Source organism: Streptomyces sp. RG80, assembly GCF_040446465.1.
Lineage (GTDB): Bacteria > Actinomycetota > Actinomycetes > Streptomycetales > Streptomycetaceae > Streptomyces.
This window is the reverse complement of the sequence record NZ_JBEAAJ010000028.1, coordinates 1-17,980: the sequence shown is the minus strand read 5'-3', so window position 1 is coordinate 17,980 and position 17,980 is coordinate 1. Positions and strand designations below refer to the sequence as shown.

Here is a 17,980-nt window from a genome sequence, read left to right as displayed (position 1 = left end):
GACTCTGCTCCGCAGGCGGCTCAAGGCGCTGCAGTACCGGCACTGCATCCTCGACGGATTCTTCGCCGAGACGGGCCTCGCTTTCGACAGACCGGACGGACCCTAATACGCCGAAGTCAGTAAAGGGCGTCCCACACCTTGAGCCAACCGATGTTGTCGTTCGCTTGGCCGCCGACGTTCGGCGTGCCGAACCCGTAGTAGTAGACGGCGCCGCCGTTGTTGAGGACGGCCTGCTGGCCGTCGCAGTTGTTGTAGGTGATGAACGAGGAGATCTGGTCACGCCACCACACGCCCGCGGTCAGGACGTAGCCGGCCGCGTCGCAGGGGCCGTAGTCCCCGTACACGTCGGTGCTGGCGCCGCCGTACTCGGCGTGCTCGTACCAGGTCACGAGCAGGGTGCGGCCGCTGAGGGCGGCCGCGGCGGTCCCGGTGTCGGAACAGGTCCGGCTCTTCACCCGGGAGAACTTCTCACCGGGCTTCACCCGCTCCACCACCACGGCGCAGTGCGTGCCGTCCGACGGCTCCGCCGCTGATGCCTGCGGTGCGAGTCCGACGAGGCCGATGAACGAAGCGGCCACGCTCAGCGTGGCGGCCATACGCGTGAACAGGGACATCATGCTCCTCGCGGCAGGGCTGACAGGGCATCGCGCACCGCAAGCCTAGGAAGGCGAATCGCGCAGCGGTCCCTGACAGTTGTCAGGGGCTGGGGCTGGGGCTGGGGCTGGGGCTGGAGCGGGGCCGCCCCGACCCCGCCGCTCCGGATCGGCTCGCCGCCCAACTGGGCAGCCCTGGGAGCGTCGTTGCCAGGAACCGGCCACCGGCACCTAGGCTCCTCGCATGCAGCAATCCGAGATCATGCGACGCGTCATCGGCATCCTGACCGAGGCCATGGAGATAAGGCGACAGGTAACCGAGAACCCTGACGCCGAAGTCGCACTCACCGGCGCGATCTCCGGCCTCCTCGCCGAAACCCTCCCTGAGATCCGCCTCCCGGCGGACGCGACTCCCCAAGAGGCCGCGGACATCATCGTGAGGGCTCTTGGACCTGCCATCGTGACGCTCTCCAACTGTTTCTCCTACGCCTTCGTCCACCTGGGCGAGGTACACGACGGAGGGCGCCCCGAGACGTCGACGACCGATGTGCTTCGCTCACTCTCACTCCGGTTCTCACAGCAAGACGGCGCCTGACAGGGCCGCCTTCGGCCGCCTCGGTGACGACCCGAGAGGTCATCGTCATCGAAAGCAGTTGAGATGGCGCCTTGGGTAGGGAAGGGTCCATGGCCATGGAGTTCTTCTGCTACCACCGTGATCGGCCCGGCTCCCTCGCGCTACGCGAGGAGTTGCTGGAGGAGCACTGGTCCTACATGGATCGGTACGCGAAGGAACTGATCGCCCGCGGCCCGACCTTCGCCGATGACGGTGAAACACCCACCGGCAGCGTGCACATCGTCGACCTGCCCGATCCCGCCGCCGCCCGCGCGTTCGCCTTCGACGAGCCCAACTACCAGGCCGGCGCCTACCGGGACGTGCTGCTGCGCCGATGGCACAACGTGCTGGGGCGCACCATGTGGGATTTCCCCGGTGGCCTGACCGGTGGCAACCGGTACCTGGTGCTCGGCCTCGGCGAGGGCCCGGCCCCTGACGTGGCCCCGCCGCTCGACCGGGACGAGCTGGTCGCGTACGGGCCGCTGCTGTCCGACGACGGCGACACCTGGCTGGGTACGGCGGTGCTGCTCAGGGCCCCGGATCCGGACACGGCACGAGCCGTTCTGAGTCCGGACCGGTACGCGGATATCGAGGTCCACGACTGGGAGTGCGGCGGGCGTCGATGAGCCACGAAGGCTCCGGGCCGATGGCGTCTTCGGACCCCATCGACCTGGGACAGGGGCGGTGACGGTGGTGATGCGGGAGGTGCCACTGGTGGGCGGGCCGGTGGAGTTACGGGGCGCCCTGGACGTGGAGACCACACAGACCGGGGTGATGCCGCGCCGGTTGCCCGCGTGGACCAAGGAGCAGTATCAGGACCCGTCGGTCTACGGGGTGACCGTGATGCCTTCGGGCGTACGGCTGGTGTTCCGCACCGATGCGCGCGCATTGGAGTTTGACGTACTCACCTTCACCGGCCAGCTCGATTCCGACCCCCATCCTCGCCCGACCGGGATGCTGGAGTTGCTGGTGGACGGCGCCTTGGCCGGGCGTCAGCAGGCGCCGGTGGGCAACGTGCTGCGGATGGCGGGCCCCACGGCCGTACAGCGACTCATCCCGGGCAAGCCAGGGACCGTACGGTTCGCCGGGCTGCCGGCCGGCATGAAGGACGTCGAGTTGTGGCTGCCGCAGCAGACGCCGACGGAACTGGTGGCACTGCGCGCTGACGGCGACGTGCTGGCACCGCTGCCGGACGGGCGGCGCCGATGGGTCCACTACGGCAGTTCCATCAGCCACTGCATCGAGGCAGACGGTCCGACCGGGACCTGGCCGGTGGTAGCGGCCGCGCTCGGAGCAGTGGAGGTGATCAACCTCAGCCTGGCGGGCAACGCGCTGTTGGATCCCTATGTCGCCCGGACGATCCGCGACATGCCCGCCGATCTGATCAGCCTCAAGGTGGGCATCAACATCGTGAGCCTGTCCGCCTTCCGGCTGCGGACATTCGGCCCGGCGGTACACGGATTCCTCGACACCATCCGGGATGGACACCCGGACATCCCGCTGCTGTTGATCTCTCCGGTGAGCTGTCCGGCCCTGGAGGAGACCCCCGGCCCGACCACGACCGGCCCGGACGGCAGGCTCGCTGCCCTGGGCGACCCGGCCGACGTGGCCGGCGGCGCATTGTCGTTGGCGGTGGTCCGTGCCGAGCTGGCTCGGATCGCTGCGGCACGACAGGCGTCCGATCCCCACCTCCACTATCTGGACGGACGCGAGCTGCTCGGTCCGGACGAGACGGAGGACCTCGCCGACGGCCTTCACCCCACCGCCGCCGCATACCGTCGAATGGGCAAGCGCTTCGCAGCCCACGCCTTCGAGACCGATGGTCCCTTCCGCTGAATGAGCTGGGCTGCGCACTCTGGACCAGCACCGGGTGTGGAGCTTCCGCGCTCTTCCTGCCGGAGAGGGGCGGTGGAGGCACTGCGCAAAGGAGTGCCGCTCGCCTACGTGCTCCGCTCCAGCGTTCTGGGTTTTCTCGTTACCCCACAGCGTGGCCGATGAGTTTCCGGCTCCCGGCCGGTCCAAGCTCGTGACACCTACGAAGGGACACTGCCATGTCGGAGCTTCTCGTCGACTTCATCACCTCCCTCGACGGCTACGCATCGGGCGAGGGATGGCCCGGGTTCTGGGGTCTCGAGGGCCCGGAGTATCTCGCGTGGCTCGGCGAGCAGCCCGAGGTCACCTACCTGATGGGAGCGAACACATACCGCCTGATGTCGGGCTTCGCCGCAGGCGAGATTCCGGGTGGCCAAGACGAGTTCAGGCCCGAGGAAGAGGCGTCCGTCGACGAGCTCACGCAGGCGTCGAAGGTGGTGTTCTCCTCCTCCCTCAAGGGGCCACTGAACTGGGCCAACTCCACCCTCATCCGCGACGACGCCGTCGAGACCGTCCGCGAGATGAAGTCGAGTGGCTCGGGGCTCCTGAGCACGATCGGCAGCCTCAGCCTGTGCCGGTCCCTGCTGCGTGCCGGTCTCGTCGACCGCTTCCGGGTCGTGATGTTCCCGGTGATCACCGGAGCCACAGGTCAGGAACGCATCTACGACGGCTACCCGGACGTCGCCCTCGAGATGACCGAGCACCGCACCTTCGACGGCCGCATCCAGCTGGTCGAGTACAAGCCCCGCGTACTCGAGCACCCGCCGCTCGGCGCCCCTGCGTGAGTCGACCCGTCCGCCGGTCTGGACGGCCGCGAGGCCGTCGCCGGCGGGCGCGGACCAAGACCTGACCGACGACCAACGTCAGGACGCCCGGCCCCATTGCGGACGCGGCCGCGATGGTCGCCGCCTCGTGCTGATTGATGCGCTTCAATCAGGCCGTCGGTGGGAAGAGTGCACGCACCGGTCGGTCGTCAAGACCTGACGCGCCGATTGGGCGGTTCACCTCGCCATCGCCCGGAATCCAGGCAGGCTGTGCAGTCGCCGGTGATCTGCGGGGTGATCGGAGGGTACGCGGCGGAAGCGGGAATCTGGTGGCGCTTTGACCTGCTGTTATCGCTCGCTACGCTCGGTCCGACGGAAGGTCGGCGCGCGCCGCGTTTGGAGCGTTTCAACGCGTGTCATGTATCCTGCGCCTTGTCGGCGACAGCCTGGTCACTGTGGGTGCCGTGCGGTCCCGGGTTGGAACGAGACCGGAGGTCGAGGAGCGCTGTGGCAACCGCCCGTCCGCGAGCAGTTCAGGGGCATGCCAGTCCGAGCATGCAGGATGTCGCCGACGCCGCCGGCGTCTCGGTCGGCACGGTCTCCAACGTGCTCAACCACCCGGCGAAGGTCAGTCCTGCCACGGCCGAGCGGGTCCGGGAGGCCATCAGCCGGCTGGGTTTCGTGCGCAACGACGCGGCCAGGTCCCTTGTGTCGGGGTCGACCAAGAGCATCGGTATGGTCCTCGCCGACATCGAGAACTCCCTGTTCATCGACATGGCGCACGGTGCGCAGGACGCCGCCCGCGCCGTCGGGCAGAACCTGCTGCTGGCGAACACGGCGTGCGACATGCGGCTTCAGGACGACTACCTGGATCTGTTCGACGAGTCCCGGGTGACCGGCGTGCTGCTGGCGCCGATGGAGGACTCCACGGCCGGCATTGCCCGCATCCGTTCGCACGGCCGCCAGGTCGTGCTGCTCAACTACGCCCCCCGGCCCGGCACTTGCTGTTCGGTGCTGGTCAACAACGAGCACGTGGGGTACCTGGCGGCCCGCCATCTCATCGACACCGGGCGCACCCGGCTGGCGTACGTGGTCGCGCACGACGACTACCAGCCCGTGCGCGACCGGCGCAGGGGAGTGCGTGAGGCGGTGGAGGAGGCGGGTCCCGGCGTCACCCTGGAGGAGATCGACAGCGTCGGGCTGACCACGTCCCACGGGCATGTGGTCGGGGCGGAGCTGGCCCGGAGGGCGCCCGACGAGCTGCCTGACGGCCTGGTCGTCGTCACCGACGAGCTGGCCAACGCCATCATCCACGAGCTGCATACCGTGGCGGGGATCCGGGTGCCCGACCAGGTCGCGGTCGTCGGTTGCGAGAACAACCGCGCGGCGGGCGCCGCTGCGGTGCCCCTGACCGCGGTGGACATGCCGGGCCGAATGATGGGCCAGGAGGCGATCCGGCTGCTGATGGACGAGGTGGCGTCGGGCAAACAGCACCGGCATGCCACGGTCGTCCTGGAACCGGAGTTGATCGTCCGCGCCAGCGCGCCCAGCTGATTGTCAGCTGCTGAGCTGATCGTCCACGTCACCGTGCAGCGTCGCGCTGATCGTCTGCGCGGGCGCGCCCGGCTGGCCGCGTCTACCGGAGCGCTGCCGGGAGCTCGCGAACCGAGGTCTGGCCCACCGCCGCGCTGATCCGCCAAAGCACCACACCGCGCTGATCATCCGTCTCGGCGTGCCCCGGCCGACCGCCCCCACCGCCTGGCCAGCCCTTTCTCCCCCCGCCCCACCGACAACCCCCGCCGCCCACCCCACCCTCAGCGCTCAGCCGCGGTTCGGAAACGTCCCCGACAACTCCTTGACACGCGCTGAAACGGGTCATAGGTTCCCCGCATCTCCCCATTGAAGCGTTTCAACGCTCTGTGTGCCGAGGAGCACCCGTGCACAAGACCCTCAGAACCCGCCGTATCGCCCTGCTCGCCACCGCCGCCACCTCCAGCCTGCTGCTGAGTGCCTGCGGCGGCGGGAGCGGCTCGGGCGGTGACGCCACGGCGTTCACCCTCACCATCAACGACGACAACCACATCGTTCAGGAGGAGCTCACCACCCTGGGCAAGGGTGCGTGCGCGGCGCAGAACAAGGCCCTGCCGCTGAAGATCCAGACGCTTCCGATAGGCAACGTCGACCAGAAGGTGCAGCTGCTCGCCGGGCAGAACGCGCTGCCGGTGCAGTTCGCGGCGGGCGGCACCCCCCAGCTCACCAAGACCCTGGACAAGGCGGGCCAGGTCCTCGACCTGGAGAAGACGCTCAAGGACCTCGGCGTGTGGGACGACCTCCAGCCGGCCGCGGTCAAGACCGTCGAGAACCTGTACGGCAAGTTCAACGTCATGCCCTACCAGTTCAACATCGAGGGCATCTGGTACAACAAGAAGCTCTTCGCCGACCACGGCATCGCTGCCCCCACGACCTACGACCAACTGGTCGCAGCGGCCAAGAAGTTCAAGGACGCCGGCATCACGGCGTTCTCCGCCGACGGCAAGGACGGCTGGCCCCTCACCCGCCTCGTCAGCGGTTACCTCTACCGCGATCTCGGCCCGGACGCTCTCCAGGCGGTCGCCGACGGCAAGGCCAAGCTGACCGATCCCGCCTATGTGAAGGCCGCGCAGGCCATCGCCGACCTGGGCAAGGCCGGCTACTTCGGCAAGGGCGTCGGTTCGATCGACTACGACACCGCGACGCAGCAGTTCCTCACCGGTAAGGCCGCCATGTTCTACATGGGCAGCTGGGCGCTCGGCGACTTCAACGACAAGACCAAGAACAAGATCGGTGCGGACAACGTCGGCTTCATGCCGTTCCCGACCGTCGTGGGCGGCAAGGGCAGCGCGGACCAGATCCCCGCCAACGTCGGCCTCCCCGTCGCCGTCTCCGCCAAGTCCTACGACGCCAAGGTCGGCGACTGGCTCAAGTGCATCACCAAGAACTACGGCGCAGCCTCACTGAAGGACCAGGGCACCATCTCCGGGTTCAAGCCCAACGGCGACACCGGCACCCTCCCGCCGCTGACGCAGACCGTCCAGGACACCATCACGAAGACGACGACCAGCACTCTGTGGTTCGAGGCGCTGTTCAACACGAAGGCGACGGAGACCAGCCAGACGAACGCCGCGCCGCTCGTCACCGGGTCCCTCTCCGCCAAGGACTTCATGCAGAAGGTCCAGACCGACCTCGACAACGGCTGACCGCTGCCGCACCATCGCCGTCCGCACCGAACCCTTCGTGAGAGAGCCGTCATGCGTTCAGTTCTGGGAGACCGCCGTGCCATCGCCGTCCTGCTCGGCCCGGCGCTGCTGGTGTACACCCTGGTGATGCTGGTACCGATGGGCTGGTCCCTCGGGTACACCTTCTTCAAGGGCAACGTCATCGAGGGCTTCACCTTCGGCGGCCTCGGCAACTTCGAGAAACTGTGGCACGACCCGCAGGCCCACTCGGCGCTGTGGTTCACCTTCAAGTACGCGATCGCCGTCAGCGTCGGGCAGGTGCTCTGCGGGTACCTGCTCGCGCTGCTCTACGTGTTCGTCCTGCGCAGGTCGTCCGCGCTCGTCCGTACGCTGGTGTTCTTCCCGGTGATCCTCCCGACGGTCGCCGTGGCCCTGATGTTCCAGAAGCTCTTCGCTGTCGCCCCGCAGAACGGCCTGGCCAACGTCGCCCTCGAAGGGCTCGGCCTGCACCACGGCGACTGGTTCGCGAGCGCCGGCGGCTCCTTCGCCGTCCTCGTCGTCATGGACGTATGGCGCTCCATGGGCTTCTACGGCGTCCTCATCTTCGCCGGACTCCTCGACATCCCCGACGAGACGCTCGAGTCGGCGCGGCTGGACGGCGCCACCGGCTGGCGGCTGGTCCGGCACATCGTCCTGCCACTGTCCGCGCCCGTGCTGCTGTCCTCGATCGTGTTCAGCATCAACGGCACCCTCAAGGTGTTCGACTCGGTTCTCGCCCTGACCGACGGTGGCCCGGGCAGCGACACGACGCCCCTGACCCTCTACATGTTCCGCACCGCCTTCTCCTACGGCGACTACGGCTACGGCAGCACGATCGCCTCGCTGCTCACCGTCGTCTGCCTCGGCGTCACCCTCGTCGTCTTCCGCTTCTCGCGCCGCGACCTGACCAAGGGCTGAACCCCATGACTGACACCATGACGGCCCCGCCGCGTGAACTCCCGCCCAAAACACGGCCGGCCAGAGTCCGAAAGCCCGGGTACGGCCGCCGCCTGACCCGCAACCTGCTCGTCGCCCTGCTGGTGATCGTCGAGTTGACGCCCCTGCTGTGGCTGCTGCTCAGCTCCTTCAAGACCCAGTCGGAGTTCGTCAACGACCCCGCGTGGTCGCTGCCCGGGAAGTGGGACTTCCAGAACTACGCCGACGCGTGGACGACCGGGCATGTCGCCCTCTACGTCCGCAACAGCCTTCTGGCCACCGTGCCCTCGCTCGCGCTCATCATCGTCCTGGGCACCGCCGCCGGCTTCGCCCTGGAGGTCATGATCTGGCGCGGACGCCACCAGGTGCTCCTCGTCTTCCTGTTGGGCATCATGGTGCCGAGCCAGATGATCCTGCTGCCGTTGTTCCGGGTGTACTTCCAGAGCGGACTGTCCGGCACGATGTGGCCGCTGATCATCACGTACACCGCGGTCGGCCTCCCGCTCACCGTCTTCATGATGGCCACCTACTTCCGGGCGGTCCCTCGCGAGATGTTCGAGGCGGCCACCCTCGACGGGGCCGGCATGCTCACCGCGTTCTGGCGGATCGGATTCCCCGTCGTCCGCAACGCCGTCTTCACGGTCGCGCTCGTGCAGTTCTTCTTCATCTGGAACGACCTGCTCATCTCCCTCACCTTCACCACGGACGACGACTTGCGCACCATCCAGGTGGGACTGCTCAACTTCACCGGCCAGTACGGGGAGACGGCCTTCGGCCCCCTGTTCGCCGCGATCAGCATCAACGTCGTCGGCGCCCTGGTGCTGTACCTGCTCATCAACCAGCGCATCATCAAGGGCCTGACCGCCGGGGCGGTGAAGGGATGACCCACGAGCCCATACCCACGGTGGCCGCACCGACGGCGGAGCACCACCGGGAACCGTTCGGCATCGGCGAGTCCTCGCCCCGGCTCTCCTGGAAGACCACGGCACCGACCGGCTGGACACAGCACGCCTACCAGATCGAGGCGACGCGCGCCGAGGGGACGTGTCGCACGGACTGGGTGACCTCCCAGGACTCCGTACTGGTTCCCTGGCCGCTGGAGCCCCTGACCTCCCGCGAAGCGTGCGCGATCCGGGTGCGGGTCCGCGGAGCCGACGAGGTGGCCGGCGACTGGAGCCCACCGCTGCACATCGAAGCGGGCCTGCTGGCACCCGGCGACTGGACGGCCCGGGCGGTCTCGCCGCAGGACACCGGCGTCGAGCGGCGTCCCCCCTTGCTGCGGAAGGAGTTCACGGCCGCCGCGGACATCGAGCGCGCCCGGCTGTATGTCACCGCCCACGGCCTGTACGAGATCGAGATCAACGGCCGACGGGTGGGCGACCACGCCCTCGCACCCGGATGGACCAGCTACCACCACCGGCTGCGCTACCAGACCCACGACGTCACCGAGCACCTGCGCGCGGGCGCCAACGCCATCGGCGCCTGGCTGGCCGACGGCTGGTTCCGGGGACGCCTCGGCTTCGGCGGCGGCCACGCCGACCTCTACGGCGACCAGGTCGCACTCCTCGCCCAGCTGGAGATCGTCCACCGTGACGGCAGTGTCACCATCATCGGCAGCGACACCTCCTGGCGGGCCGGCCGGGGGCCGATCCTGTCCGCGGGGCTGCTGGACGGCGAGACGTACGACGCCCGCGAGGAGCTGCCCGGCTGGTCCAGCCCCGGATTCGACGACAGCCACTGGTCACCGGTGGACCTCGTCACCCGGGACCCGGCGACCCTGGTCGCGCCCACCGGACCCCCGGTGCGCTGCACCGAGGAGACCACCCCGGTGCGGGTGACCGCGCTGGACGCCGACCGGCTGCTGGTGGACTTCGGGCAGAACCTCGTCGGCCGGATCCGCCTCACGGTGTCCGGTCCGGCCGGGCACACGGTCGTCATCCGCCACGCCGAAGTGCTCCAGGACGGCGAGCTGTGCGTCCGCCCGTTGCGCGGCGCCGCGTCCACCGACCGGTACACCCTGCGCGGCGGCGGCCCCGAGACCTGGGAGCCGCGCTTCACCCTCCACGGATTCCGGTACGCCGAGATCACCGGCTGGCGCGGCGAAGGCCTGCTGGAGCACGCCATCGTCGCCCGCGTCCACCACACGGACATGGCGAGGACCGGCTGGTTCGCCTGCTCCGACGACCAGGTCAACCGCCTGCACCGCAACGTGGTGTGGAGCCTGCGCGGCAACTTCGTCGACCTCCCCACCGACTGCCCCCAACGGGACGAACGGCTCGGCTGGACCGGCGACATCCAGATCTTCGCCCCCACCGCCGCCTTCCTGTACGACTGCCACGGCATGCTCACGTCCTGGCTGCGCGACGTCGCCGTGGAACAGCACGACGACGGGACCGTCCCCTGGTACGTCCCCGAGATCCCCGGCGGCGAGCAGTGGACCCCGGCCAGACCGGGCGCCGGCTGGGGCGACGTCGTAGCGCTGACTCCCTGGGATCTGTACCGGGCCTCCGGCGACACCGGACTCCTCGCCGCCCAGTACAACAGCGCACGACGGTGGGTCGACCTCATCACCGAACTCGCCGACGAGTCGGGCCTGTGGAGCCGTGGTTACCAACTCGGCGACTGGCTGGACCCGTTCGCACCCCCGGACGACCCTGGCGCCGGTCGCACCGACCGCCACCTCATCGCCACGGCGTACTACGCCTGGTCCCTGCGCCATGTGGCGTGGACAGCCGGTGTCCTCGGACACCGCGACGAACGGGACCGCTACGAGGCACGCGCACAACGCGTCCGGCAGGCGTTCGTCGAGGCGTACGTCCTGCACGGCGGCCTGATGACCAGCGACACCCAGACCGCCTACGCCGTAGCCCTCCAGTTCGACCTCCTCCCGGACCCGGAAGCCCGGGCCGTCGCCGGCCGACGTCTGGCCGAACTGGTCACCGAGGGCGGTCACACCATCCAGACCGGCTTCATCGGCACCCCGCTGGTGGCACCCGCGCTGAGCGCCACCCGCCACGACGACACCGCGTACGCCCTGCTCCTGCAGCAGGAGTGCCCGTCCTGGCTCTACGCGCTCAAGCATGACGCCACCACCGTCTGGGAGCGCTGGGACAGCATGCTGCCCGACGGCACCGTCAACCCGGGCGAGATGACCTCGTTCAACCACTACGCCCTCGGCGCCGTCGCCCAGTGGCTGCACAGCACGGTCGCCGGACTGGACGCGAGCGGGCCCGGCTACCGCGACATCGTCTTCCGCCCACGACCGGGCGGCGGCATCACCTGGGCGCACGCCGCCCACGAGTCGCCGTACGGGCGCGTCGAGATCCATTGGGAGCTCGACGGGAGCGAACTCACTGTGGCGGCGACCGTGCCGACCGGAGCCACGGGACGCATCGAGTGGCCCGACGGAGACGTGACCGTCCTGCAGACCGGCACGACGACCACCCGGCGGGCGGACCTCGGTTCCCTCACTGCCTGACACACCCCACTACCGGGCCAACACCGCAGCGGACAAAGGAGTTTCGCATGCTCAGATCCCGAACAACCGGAGAGCGGCACGGACGCGCGGGGCGTTCCGTCCTCGCCGCGATCACGGTCGCCGTGCTGACCGTTCTCGGCCTGGTCACCGCCGGTCCGGCGCAGGCGCTCAGCGGCGACCTCCGGATGCACGACCCGAGTGTCATCAAGGTCGGCAGCTGTTACTACGGTTTCTCCACCGGGTTCGAGAACGACTCGCTCAACCCCAGCGGATCCGTCACCATCCGCAAGGCCTGCGGTGGCACCGCGGCCTCCGGATGGACCAAGGTCGGCAACGTGTGGTCGTCGACCCCGTCCTGGATCACCGCCAAGCTGGGCTCGACCCCTCCGAACATCTGGGCCCCGGACATCAAGTACTTCAACGGCAAGTACCACCTGTACTACGCCGGTTCGCTCTGGGGGACGAACTACGCGGTGATGGGCCTCGCCACGGCCACGAACATCGAGGGCCCGTGGACAGACCAGGGGATGGTCACGGACGTCAACTACCCGATCGACCCCAACGTCGACTGGGGCCCCGACGGCCGGCTCTACATCTCCTGGGGTTCCTGGACCGGTTCCGGCACGTACATGCACGTCCTGGACCAGTCCACCGGCAAGCTCTCCACCAGCGACAACAACCTCTGGCACATTGCCGTCGAGATCGAGAACCCCACGATCATCCTCAACGGCGGCTACTACTACCTCTTCGGCTCCAAGGGTCTGTGCTGCAGCGGAGTCAACAGCACCTACTACACCGTGGTCGGCCGTTCCACCAGCATCACGGGGCCGTACCTCGACCAGAACGGCACCGACATGGCTTCCGGCGGCGGAACCACCGTACTCACCGGGGCCTACCCCAAGGTGGCTGCGGGCGGTGCCGACGCCTACGACGACGGCACGTCCAAGTTCCTCGCCTACCACTACTACGACGGCGACAACTCCGGCCGGGAGACCCTCGACATCCGCCAGGTGAGCTTCGCGGGCGGCTGGCCGGTCATCGCCGGTCCGCTGGGCGCCGCGAACAACCACCTGCTCAACCGCAACAGCGCCAAGTGCGCGGACGTCTGGTCCCTGAGCACGGCCGATGGGGCAGCGGTGAACTCCGGCAACTGCAACTCCGGCGCCAACCAGCAGTGGGTCCCCACCCCGGTGGGCTCCGCCTACGAGCTGGTAAACGTCAACAGCGGCAAATGCCTGCAGATCTCCGGGGCCGCCATCACGGACGGAGCGGTCGCCGTCCAGTCGACCTGCACCGGCGCCTCCCACCAACTGTGGACGAGGACGGCCGTGATCGGCGGCTACGTCCGCTTCACCAACGTCAACAGCGGCAAGTGCCTCGAAGTCGCCGGGGCATCGACCGCCAACGGCGCGGCCCTGGACCAGGCGACCTGCACCGCGAGCGCGAACCAGCAGTGGATGATCGTCTGACAGATCGGCTCGAAGGTGTGAAGCCCGCGACGCCGTAGGGAAGAGCGTGGAACACCAGGACCAGGGCACGCCACAAGCAGACCCCCTCCGGTGTTCCACGCGCAGGGCCTGACGAAGAGTCACGGCCGGGGGCACCCGCGGCATCCTCGGCTCTGGCGCTGCTGAGCTTCGCTCCGACCGGCAAGGGCCCCCTTCCGCATCGTCTTCGAAGGCCAACTCACCCGGCTAACAGCTGAACCTCAACAACCAAGATCAGCCGGTGAGTTGACACAACCCCGGTCGCTCAGAGGGCGTTGAGTCGGTCTCAGCCGGATTTTCCGTAGCTGGCGGCAATCGCGGCGGCGCGGTTGCGTAGGGAGGTGCGGAGCGACTGCGGGGACAGGGCTTCCGCGTCCGTGGCGAGCTGCCACAGTGCCCATTCTGCGTGTCGGGAGTCTTGGAAGGTCACCTTCAGCCGCAGTCGGCCGTCTGGGTCGGTTTCTTCGGTGAGGACGGCCAGCGCGGTGCCCACCAGGTCCTCCCGTCGGACTGGGTTCATCCGTACCTGTACGGTGACTTGGTCGCCGCCGGTCCGGAACCGTGTGCTGCGTTCCTGCCAGGCCCGGTCCAGATCGACTCGGTCCGGTCGCTGTGCTGGTTCGGAGAGTTCCTCGGCGGCCAGAATGCGGGACAGCCGGTAGGTGCGGTCCGCGCCGGACCGGGTGGCCAGCAAGTAGCCCTGGTCGCGCACGGTGACGAGGCCGATCGGGTCCACCGTGCGCCATTTCGGGGTCTGGTCCACCGCCGCGTAATGGATGCGCAGCTTGCGTCCGGCGAGCACCGCGCTCCGGACCTCGGCCGCTACCGGGTCAGGAACCTCCTCGGGGACCAGCCGACGCGCGAGGAGGTCGGCCTCGGGGTCGATCAGCAATCGTTCAGCCACGCCGGCCGCGGTGTCCCGATAGCTTTCCGGGAGCGCGTCGACCACCTTGAGCATGGCCGAAGCGAGCGCCGAGCCGAGGCCGAACGCCTGCGCGCCGCGCCGCGATCCGGCGACCAGCAGGGCGAGGGCCTCGTCGCGATTCAGTCCGGTGAGCTCGGTCCGGAAACCGGGCGACAACGCGAAACCGCCGTGCCGGCCGCGTTCGGCGTAGACCGGGACACCGGCGGCGGACAGCGCCTCGATGTCGCGCAGCACAGTGCGGGTGGATACCTCCAGCTCGCGGGCGAGTGTGTCCGCTGTCAACTGACCACGCTGACGCAGCAGCAACACCAGCGAGACCAACCGGTCGGCGCGCATGCGAAAACTCTAACGAAATACGTGACCAAGGGTGTCGTGATTGGTTGGCAGGCTCCTCAGCACACGACGTCGAAAGCAGCGACTGTCGAGCCGATGGACGTACGTACTCCCCATGAATCGAATGGAGCTGATGTGGCAGTGGAGCGAACGGCGGTCAACCCGGTGACGTGGTCGGTGGAGATGGGATTCAACCAGGGTGAGGTCGTCTCCGGGCACACCCGGACCCTGTACATCTCGGGGCAGACCGCGATGAACGGCGACGGCAAGCCTCAGCATGAGGGTGATATGGCGGCACAGTTGGCGCTGAGCATCGACAACCTGGAGGCCGTACTCGGCGAGGCCGGCATGTCTCTCGCCAACCTCGTCCGGCTCAATGTCTACACGACCGACGTCGATCTTCTTTTCCCGCACTACGGCGTGCTGGCGGCCCGGTTGGGCGCCGCCGCAGTGGCGCCGACCACCACGATGCTCGGCGTGACGCGACTTGCGATCCCCGGCCAGATGGTCGAGCTCGAGGGAACCGCCGTCGCTTGATGCGAGCTCGCCCCCTCTGCTGGAGTGTGACGCGCTTGAGGCGGCGTCGGTGTCCTTTTGAGTTCCGCCGTGGTCCGCTCGGCGCGCGCCCGCACGTGCCGAGCGCGTTCGTGGCGCGGTGAGGCGGGCGTCGCGGAACGCCCCAGCCGGATGCCGGTCATCTCAACTCGGTTGACCGGGGGAGCCGCGGTTGCTCTACTGCGATGCCGAACCGGGGAGGGCCTGTGGCAGAACTGCCGGAGAGCGTGGATCGCGACATTCGGGAGGGACGCGCCATCCTCGCGGTGAAGGCGATCCGTGAGACACAAGGATGCTCGCTCCGCGAAGCGGTTGATCTTTACCATCAGCGCTACGGAGAGCTTCATCCTGAGCCGGAATCAGCCCGGGAAGCTTCCCGGCCCCGTGTGCTGCGGTTCGAGGGGGACGGGTCTTTGGTCGTGTTTGAGGGAAGGCCAGACAGCGCCACTCGGGGCCATCGTTAGTGTGATGCGCCAGAAATCCTGAGGGTTAGTTCTGCTCTGTTTTCTGACCGGTGGTTCCGATTTTGGTGAGGTAGTCGGCGAGGGAGTTGAGGATCTCGTCGGCTGTCTTGGTCCAGGTGAAGGGCCGCGGGTTCTCGTTCCAGGTGTCGATCCACGCAGTGATGTCCTCCTCCAGTGCCTTCACGGAGGTGTGGACGCCGCGGCGGATGAGCCTGTCGGTGAGCAGGCCGAACCACCGCTCCACCTGGTTCATCCAAGAGGAGCCGGTGGGGGTGAAATGGACGTGGAAGCGGGGGTGTTTGCCGAGCCACGTTCTGATCTCGGCGGTGTTGTGGGTGGCGTAGTTGTCGCAGACGAGGTGCACGTCGAGCCCGGCGGGCACTGCCTTGTCGATCCGGATCAGGAACTTCTTGAACTCGATCGCCCGGTGGCGGCGGTGCAGTGCCGATATGACGGTTCCGTCGGCGATGTTGAAGGCGGCGAACAGGCTGGTGATGCCGTGCCGCAGGTAGTCGTGGGTGCGGCGTTCGGGCATGCCCGGCATCATCGGCAGCACCGGCTGGGACCGGTCCAGTGCCTGGATCTGGCTCTTCTCGTCCACGCAGAGCACAACCGCCTTCTCGGGCGGGTGGTGGTACAAGCCGACGACGTCGACAACTTTGGCGACGAACTGCGGATCGGTGGACAGCTTGAAGGAGTCCTGCAGGTGGGGCTTGAGGTCGAACCGCTTCCAGATTCGTCCGATCGTCGACTTGGACAGGCCGGTGCGCTGGGCCATCGAGGCCCGTGACCAGTGCGTGTCCTGGCCCGGGAGCGATTCCAGGGTGGCCACGACGACCTCCTCGACCTGGTCGAGGAGGATCGAGGGCGGCCGGCCCGAGCGTGGCTCGTCCTGCAGACCATCGAGGCGCTGTGCGATGAACCGGGCCCGCCAGCGGTCCACGGTCGACCTGTCGATGCCCAGGTCGGCCGCGGCCTGCTGGTTCGTCCCGCCCTCCGCGCAGCGCAGCACGATCTTGGCCCGTAACGCGAGGAACTGGGCGGTCTTGGCCTGCCGAGCCCACTGCTGCAACTGCCTGCGCTCAGCATCGTCAAGGATGAGGTCGGCCTTGGGCCGGCCGATCCAGCCGGCGTCCTCGAGCCCGGCCATCCGCTCTGCGGCGAATGCCCGACGCCACTTGCCGACCGTCTTGGCCTGGACACCGACGAGCCGTGCGACGCCCGCGTTTGACATGCCGTCAGCGCACGCCAGGATGATGCGGGCCTTCTCAGCCGAGCGCCGGTGCGGCATGTGCGTCCGGCGCACCAACTCGGCGCGCTCGGCCTCGGACAACGTGATCGCCACAGCAGAAGGCCCCGAATGCGACATGTCGGTAGGGTACTTACTAACCCTCAGGATTTCTGGCGCATCACACTAGTTAGGAAGATCGCGTATGCGGATCGGCGCCCAGCTGGCGAGACGCTGACCTCGGTGTTACCGAGGCGTTAGCCGATGTTCCCCGTGGGTCCCCGCTCGTTGCTGCCCGAGTCATTGCGGGGCCGCAAGCGGTTGGATGACCGAAGGATGCTCAACGGGATCGTGTGGAAGTTCCGCACGGGCACGGACTGGCGCGATGTGCCCGACCAGTACGGCCCGTGGCAGACGCTGCACACCCGCTTTCGCCGTTGGGCCCTGGACGGCACGTTCGAGCAGATGCGCCAGGCAGCCCAGTCCCAGGCGGATGCGGCCGGCGGCATCGACTGGCTGGTGTCGGTCGACTCCACTGTCGAACGCCCCCACAGCATGCCGCCAGGGCTCGAAAAGGGGGCTCCGCAGCCTCTGCCTCGGACGCACCCCGAGCGCCCCCCACCCTGATAGCTGTCAGGGTCACGACGACCCTGGTGCGGCCTACGGTTCGAGTCGTCGGTTACGACTACACAGGAGACCCCATGGGACTGAGAAAACGAGCGGCTGCGACGGTCGCGACGCTGATCGCCGCGCTCCTTCTTCCGCTGGCCGCGCAGGCACCGGCCCAGGCCGCCGCCACCGCGTGGACACCGGGGATCTCTCCCATGTACCCGGGTGAGCAGGTATGGCGGGACATACCGGGTGGTGAGCAAGCTGAGTCGTGGCTCAAGAATTGCGCCCGGGCATCAGGGATCGCCTGTGTATCGGTCGGTCAGGGCGACGGCAAACAGAGCATCTTCCACCTGTACAAGTGCGGTACGCGGTCGCTCTCGAACTTCATCGACGCGCTCTCCGTGCTCAACAACCAGACGGGCGGAGCCGAAGTCAAATTCACGGGACCCAATGTGGGTACGTACCGCGCCCCTGCCAACCCCAACGCCATCTGGGTGTTCAAGAACGAGGCGACGTACGACTTCAACACCATGTCCGTCTGCTGAGGTCACACCGCCCCGGCCACGCCGGTCAGGGTGTCCGGGGCGTCGCCCCGTACGACTCCTGAGCTACTCGACGACCCTGCCCCTGGTCTCCGTCGCCCCGAACGCCCACAGCGCGGCGCCGTCCTCCCTGTGGAGGCGGATGCCGCCGGTCTGGGTGCCGGCGGGGGCCGGGGCACTCGTGTGGTGCACTCTCCCACGCGATTACTGACTTCGGCGTATTAGGGTCCGTCCGGTCTGTCGAAAGCGAGGCCCGTCTCGGCGAAGAATCCGTCGAGGATGCAGTGCCGGTACTGCAGCGCCTTGAGCCGCCTGCGGAGCAGA

At 68.2% G+C, this 17,980-nt stretch carries 17 protein-coding genes; 13 read left to right on the top strand and 4 right to left on the bottom strand.

The features are described from left to right. Nucleotides 1-116: 116 nt before the first annotated feature. On the bottom strand, nt 117-614 hold the full coding sequence (locus tag ABKA17_RS47715; protein ID WP_353698759.1) for a hypothetical protein: 498 nt from the start codon (nt 612-614) through the stop codon (nt 117-119). 223 nt (nt 615-837) lie between these two features. Between ABKA17_RS47715 and ABKA17_RS47710 the strand changes: the two genes are divergently transcribed. The 10 genes from ABKA17_RS47710 (at nt 838) to ABKA17_RS47665 (ending at nt 12,979) form a co-directional block, all read left to right on the top strand. Further along, nucleotides 838-1,188 carry a hypothetical protein gene (locus ABKA17_RS47710; RefSeq protein ID WP_353698758.1) on the top strand — a complete coding sequence of 117 codons (351 nt, stop codon included), beginning with the start codon at nt 838-840 and terminating at the stop codon, nt 1,186-1,188. Between the two features lie 95 nt (nt 1,189-1,283). Beyond that, entirely contained in the window at nt 1,284-1,832 is a 549-nt protein-coding gene (locus ABKA17_RS47705) for a YciI family protein (RefSeq protein ID WP_353698761.1), read from the top strand. Between the two features lie 70 nt (nt 1,833-1,902). Continuing rightward, complete coding sequence (locus ABKA17_RS47700) at nt 1,903-3,042, top strand: GDSL-type esterase/lipase family protein (protein WP_353698757.1); 1,140 nt, start codon at nt 1,903-1,905, stop codon at nt 3,040-3,042. Nucleotides 3,043-3,257: 215 nt separating this feature from the next. Beyond that, a complete protein-coding gene (locus ABKA17_RS47695; protein ID WP_353698756.1) occupies nt 3,258-3,863 on the top strand; it encodes a dihydrofolate reductase family protein in 606 nt (201 codons plus the stop codon). Nucleotides 3,864-4,397: 534 nt separating this feature from the next. After that, on the top strand, nt 4,398-5,396 hold the full coding sequence (locus ABKA17_RS47690) for a LacI family DNA-binding transcriptional regulator (RefSeq protein ID WP_353698755.1): 999 nt from the start codon (nt 4,398-4,400) through the stop codon (nt 5,394-5,396). 383 nt (nt 5,397-5,779) lie between these two features. Then, nucleotides 5,780-7,078, top strand: a complete 1,299-nt coding sequence (locus ABKA17_RS47685) for an ABC transporter substrate-binding protein (RefSeq protein WP_353698754.1) — start codon at nt 5,780-5,782, stop codon at nt 7,076-7,078. Between the two features lie 51 nt (nt 7,079-7,129). Next, nucleotides 7,130-8,014: a carbohydrate ABC transporter permease gene (locus ABKA17_RS47680; RefSeq protein ID WP_353698753.1), complete on the top strand. Its 885-nt coding sequence runs from the start codon at nt 7,130-7,132 to the stop codon at nt 8,012-8,014. 5 nt (nt 8,015-8,019) lie between these two features. Continuing rightward, nucleotides 8,020-8,916, top strand: a complete 897-nt coding sequence (locus ABKA17_RS47675) for a carbohydrate ABC transporter permease (protein WP_353698752.1) — start codon at nt 8,020-8,022, stop codon at nt 8,914-8,916. Further along, a complete protein-coding gene (locus ABKA17_RS47670; protein ID WP_353698751.1) occupies nt 8,913-11,510 on the top strand; it encodes an alpha-L-rhamnosidase in 2,598 nt (865 codons plus the stop codon). Before ABKA17_RS47675 ends, ABKA17_RS47670 begins: the two co-directional genes overlap by 4 nt. A gap of 47 nt (nt 11,511-11,557) precedes the next feature. Beyond that, the gene (locus ABKA17_RS47665) at nt 11,558-12,979 is read left to right on the top strand and encodes a family 43 glycosylhydrolase (RefSeq protein WP_353698750.1); all 1,422 of its coding nucleotides are present in this window, start codon (nt 11,558-11,560) and stop codon (nt 12,977-12,979) included. 304 nt (nt 12,980-13,283) lie between these two features. Here ABKA17_RS47665 and ABKA17_RS47660 read toward each other — a convergent pair whose 3' ends face one another. Further along, nucleotides 13,284-14,258, bottom strand: coding sequence for a helix-turn-helix transcriptional regulator (locus ABKA17_RS47660; protein WP_353698749.1), 975 nt, complete (start codon nt 14,256-14,258; stop codon nt 13,284-13,286). 138 nt (nt 14,259-14,396) lie between these two features. Between ABKA17_RS47660 and ABKA17_RS47655 the strand changes: the two genes are divergently transcribed. Next, entirely contained in the window at nt 14,397-14,792 is a 396-nt protein-coding gene (locus ABKA17_RS47655) for a RidA family protein (RefSeq protein ID WP_353698760.1), read from the top strand. Between the two features lie 507 nt (nt 14,793-15,299). Here ABKA17_RS47655 and ABKA17_RS47650 read toward each other — a convergent pair. After that, complete coding sequence (locus ABKA17_RS47650; RefSeq protein ID WP_353698748.1) at nt 15,300-16,643, bottom strand: IS630 family transposase; 1,344 nt, start codon at nt 16,641-16,643, stop codon at nt 15,300-15,302. 123 nt (nt 16,644-16,766) lie between these two features. Here ABKA17_RS47650 and ABKA17_RS47645 point away from each other — a divergent pair, with 123 nt between their 5' ends. Together ABKA17_RS47645 and ABKA17_RS47640 are read left to right on the top strand one after the other, a co-directional pair. Then, nucleotides 16,767-17,129, top strand: a complete 363-nt coding sequence (locus ABKA17_RS47645) for a transposase (RefSeq protein WP_353698747.1) — start codon at nt 16,767-16,769, stop codon at nt 17,127-17,129. Nucleotides 17,130-17,203: 74 nt separating this feature from the next. After that, nucleotides 17,204-17,659, top strand: coding sequence for a hypothetical protein (locus tag ABKA17_RS47640; protein ID WP_353698746.1), 456 nt, complete (start codon nt 17,204-17,206; stop codon nt 17,657-17,659). Between the two features lie 63 nt (nt 17,660-17,722). On the opposite strand, the gene ABKA17_RS47635 is transcribed toward ABKA17_RS47640, so the two are convergent. Then, complete coding sequence (locus ABKA17_RS47635; RefSeq protein WP_353698745.1) at nt 17,723-17,848, bottom strand: hypothetical protein; 126 nt, start codon at nt 17,846-17,848, stop codon at nt 17,723-17,725. Between the last annotated feature and the right edge of the window lie 132 nt (nt 17,849-17,980).

Bases quoted from the DNA above. Each gene is read 5' to 3' on its own strand.
- ABKA17_RS47715 (WP_353698759.1), bottom strand. From the start codon at position 614: ATGTCCCTGTTCACGCGTATGGCCGCCACGCTGAGCGTGGCCGCTTCG.
- ABKA17_RS47710 (WP_353698758.1), top strand. From the start codon at position 838: ATGCAGCAATCCGAGATCATGCGACGCGTCATCGGCATCCTGACCGAG.
- ABKA17_RS47705 (WP_353698761.1), top strand. From the start codon at position 1,284: ATGGAGTTCTTCTGCTACCACCGTGATCGGCCCGGCTCCCTCGCGCTA.
- ABKA17_RS47700 (WP_353698757.1), top strand. From the start codon at position 1,903: ATGCGGGAGGTGCCACTGGTGGGCGGGCCGGTGGAGTTACGGGGCGCC.
- ABKA17_RS47695 (WP_353698756.1), top strand. From the start codon at position 3,258: ATGTCGGAGCTTCTCGTCGACTTCATCACCTCCCTCGACGGCTACGCA.
- ABKA17_RS47690 (WP_353698755.1), top strand. From the start codon at position 4,398: ATGCAGGATGTCGCCGACGCCGCCGGCGTCTCGGTCGGCACGGTCTCC.
- ABKA17_RS47680 (WP_353698753.1), top strand. From the start codon at position 7,130: ATGCGTTCAGTTCTGGGAGACCGCCGTGCCATCGCCGTCCTGCTCGGC.
- ABKA17_RS47675 (WP_353698752.1), top strand. From the start codon at position 8,020: ATGACTGACACCATGACGGCCCCGCCGCGTGAACTCCCGCCCAAAACA.
- ABKA17_RS47670 (WP_353698751.1), top strand. From the start codon at position 8,913: ATGACCCACGAGCCCATACCCACGGTGGCCGCACCGACGGCGGAGCAC.
- ABKA17_RS47665 (WP_353698750.1), top strand. From the start codon at position 11,558: ATGCTCAGATCCCGAACAACCGGAGAGCGGCACGGACGCGCGGGGCGT.
- ABKA17_RS47660 (WP_353698749.1), bottom strand. From the start codon at position 14,258: ATGCGCGCCGACCGGTTGGTCTCGCTGGTGTTGCTGCTGCGTCAGCGT.
- ABKA17_RS47650 (WP_353698748.1), bottom strand. From the start codon at position 16,643: ATGTCGCATTCGGGGCCTTCTGCTGTGGCGATCACGTTGTCCGAGGCC.
- ABKA17_RS47645 (WP_353698747.1), top strand. From the start codon at position 16,767: ATGTTCCCCGTGGGTCCCCGCTCGTTGCTGCCCGAGTCATTGCGGGGC.
- ABKA17_RS47640 (WP_353698746.1), top strand. From the start codon at position 17,204: ATGGGACTGAGAAAACGAGCGGCTGCGACGGTCGCGACGCTGATCGCC.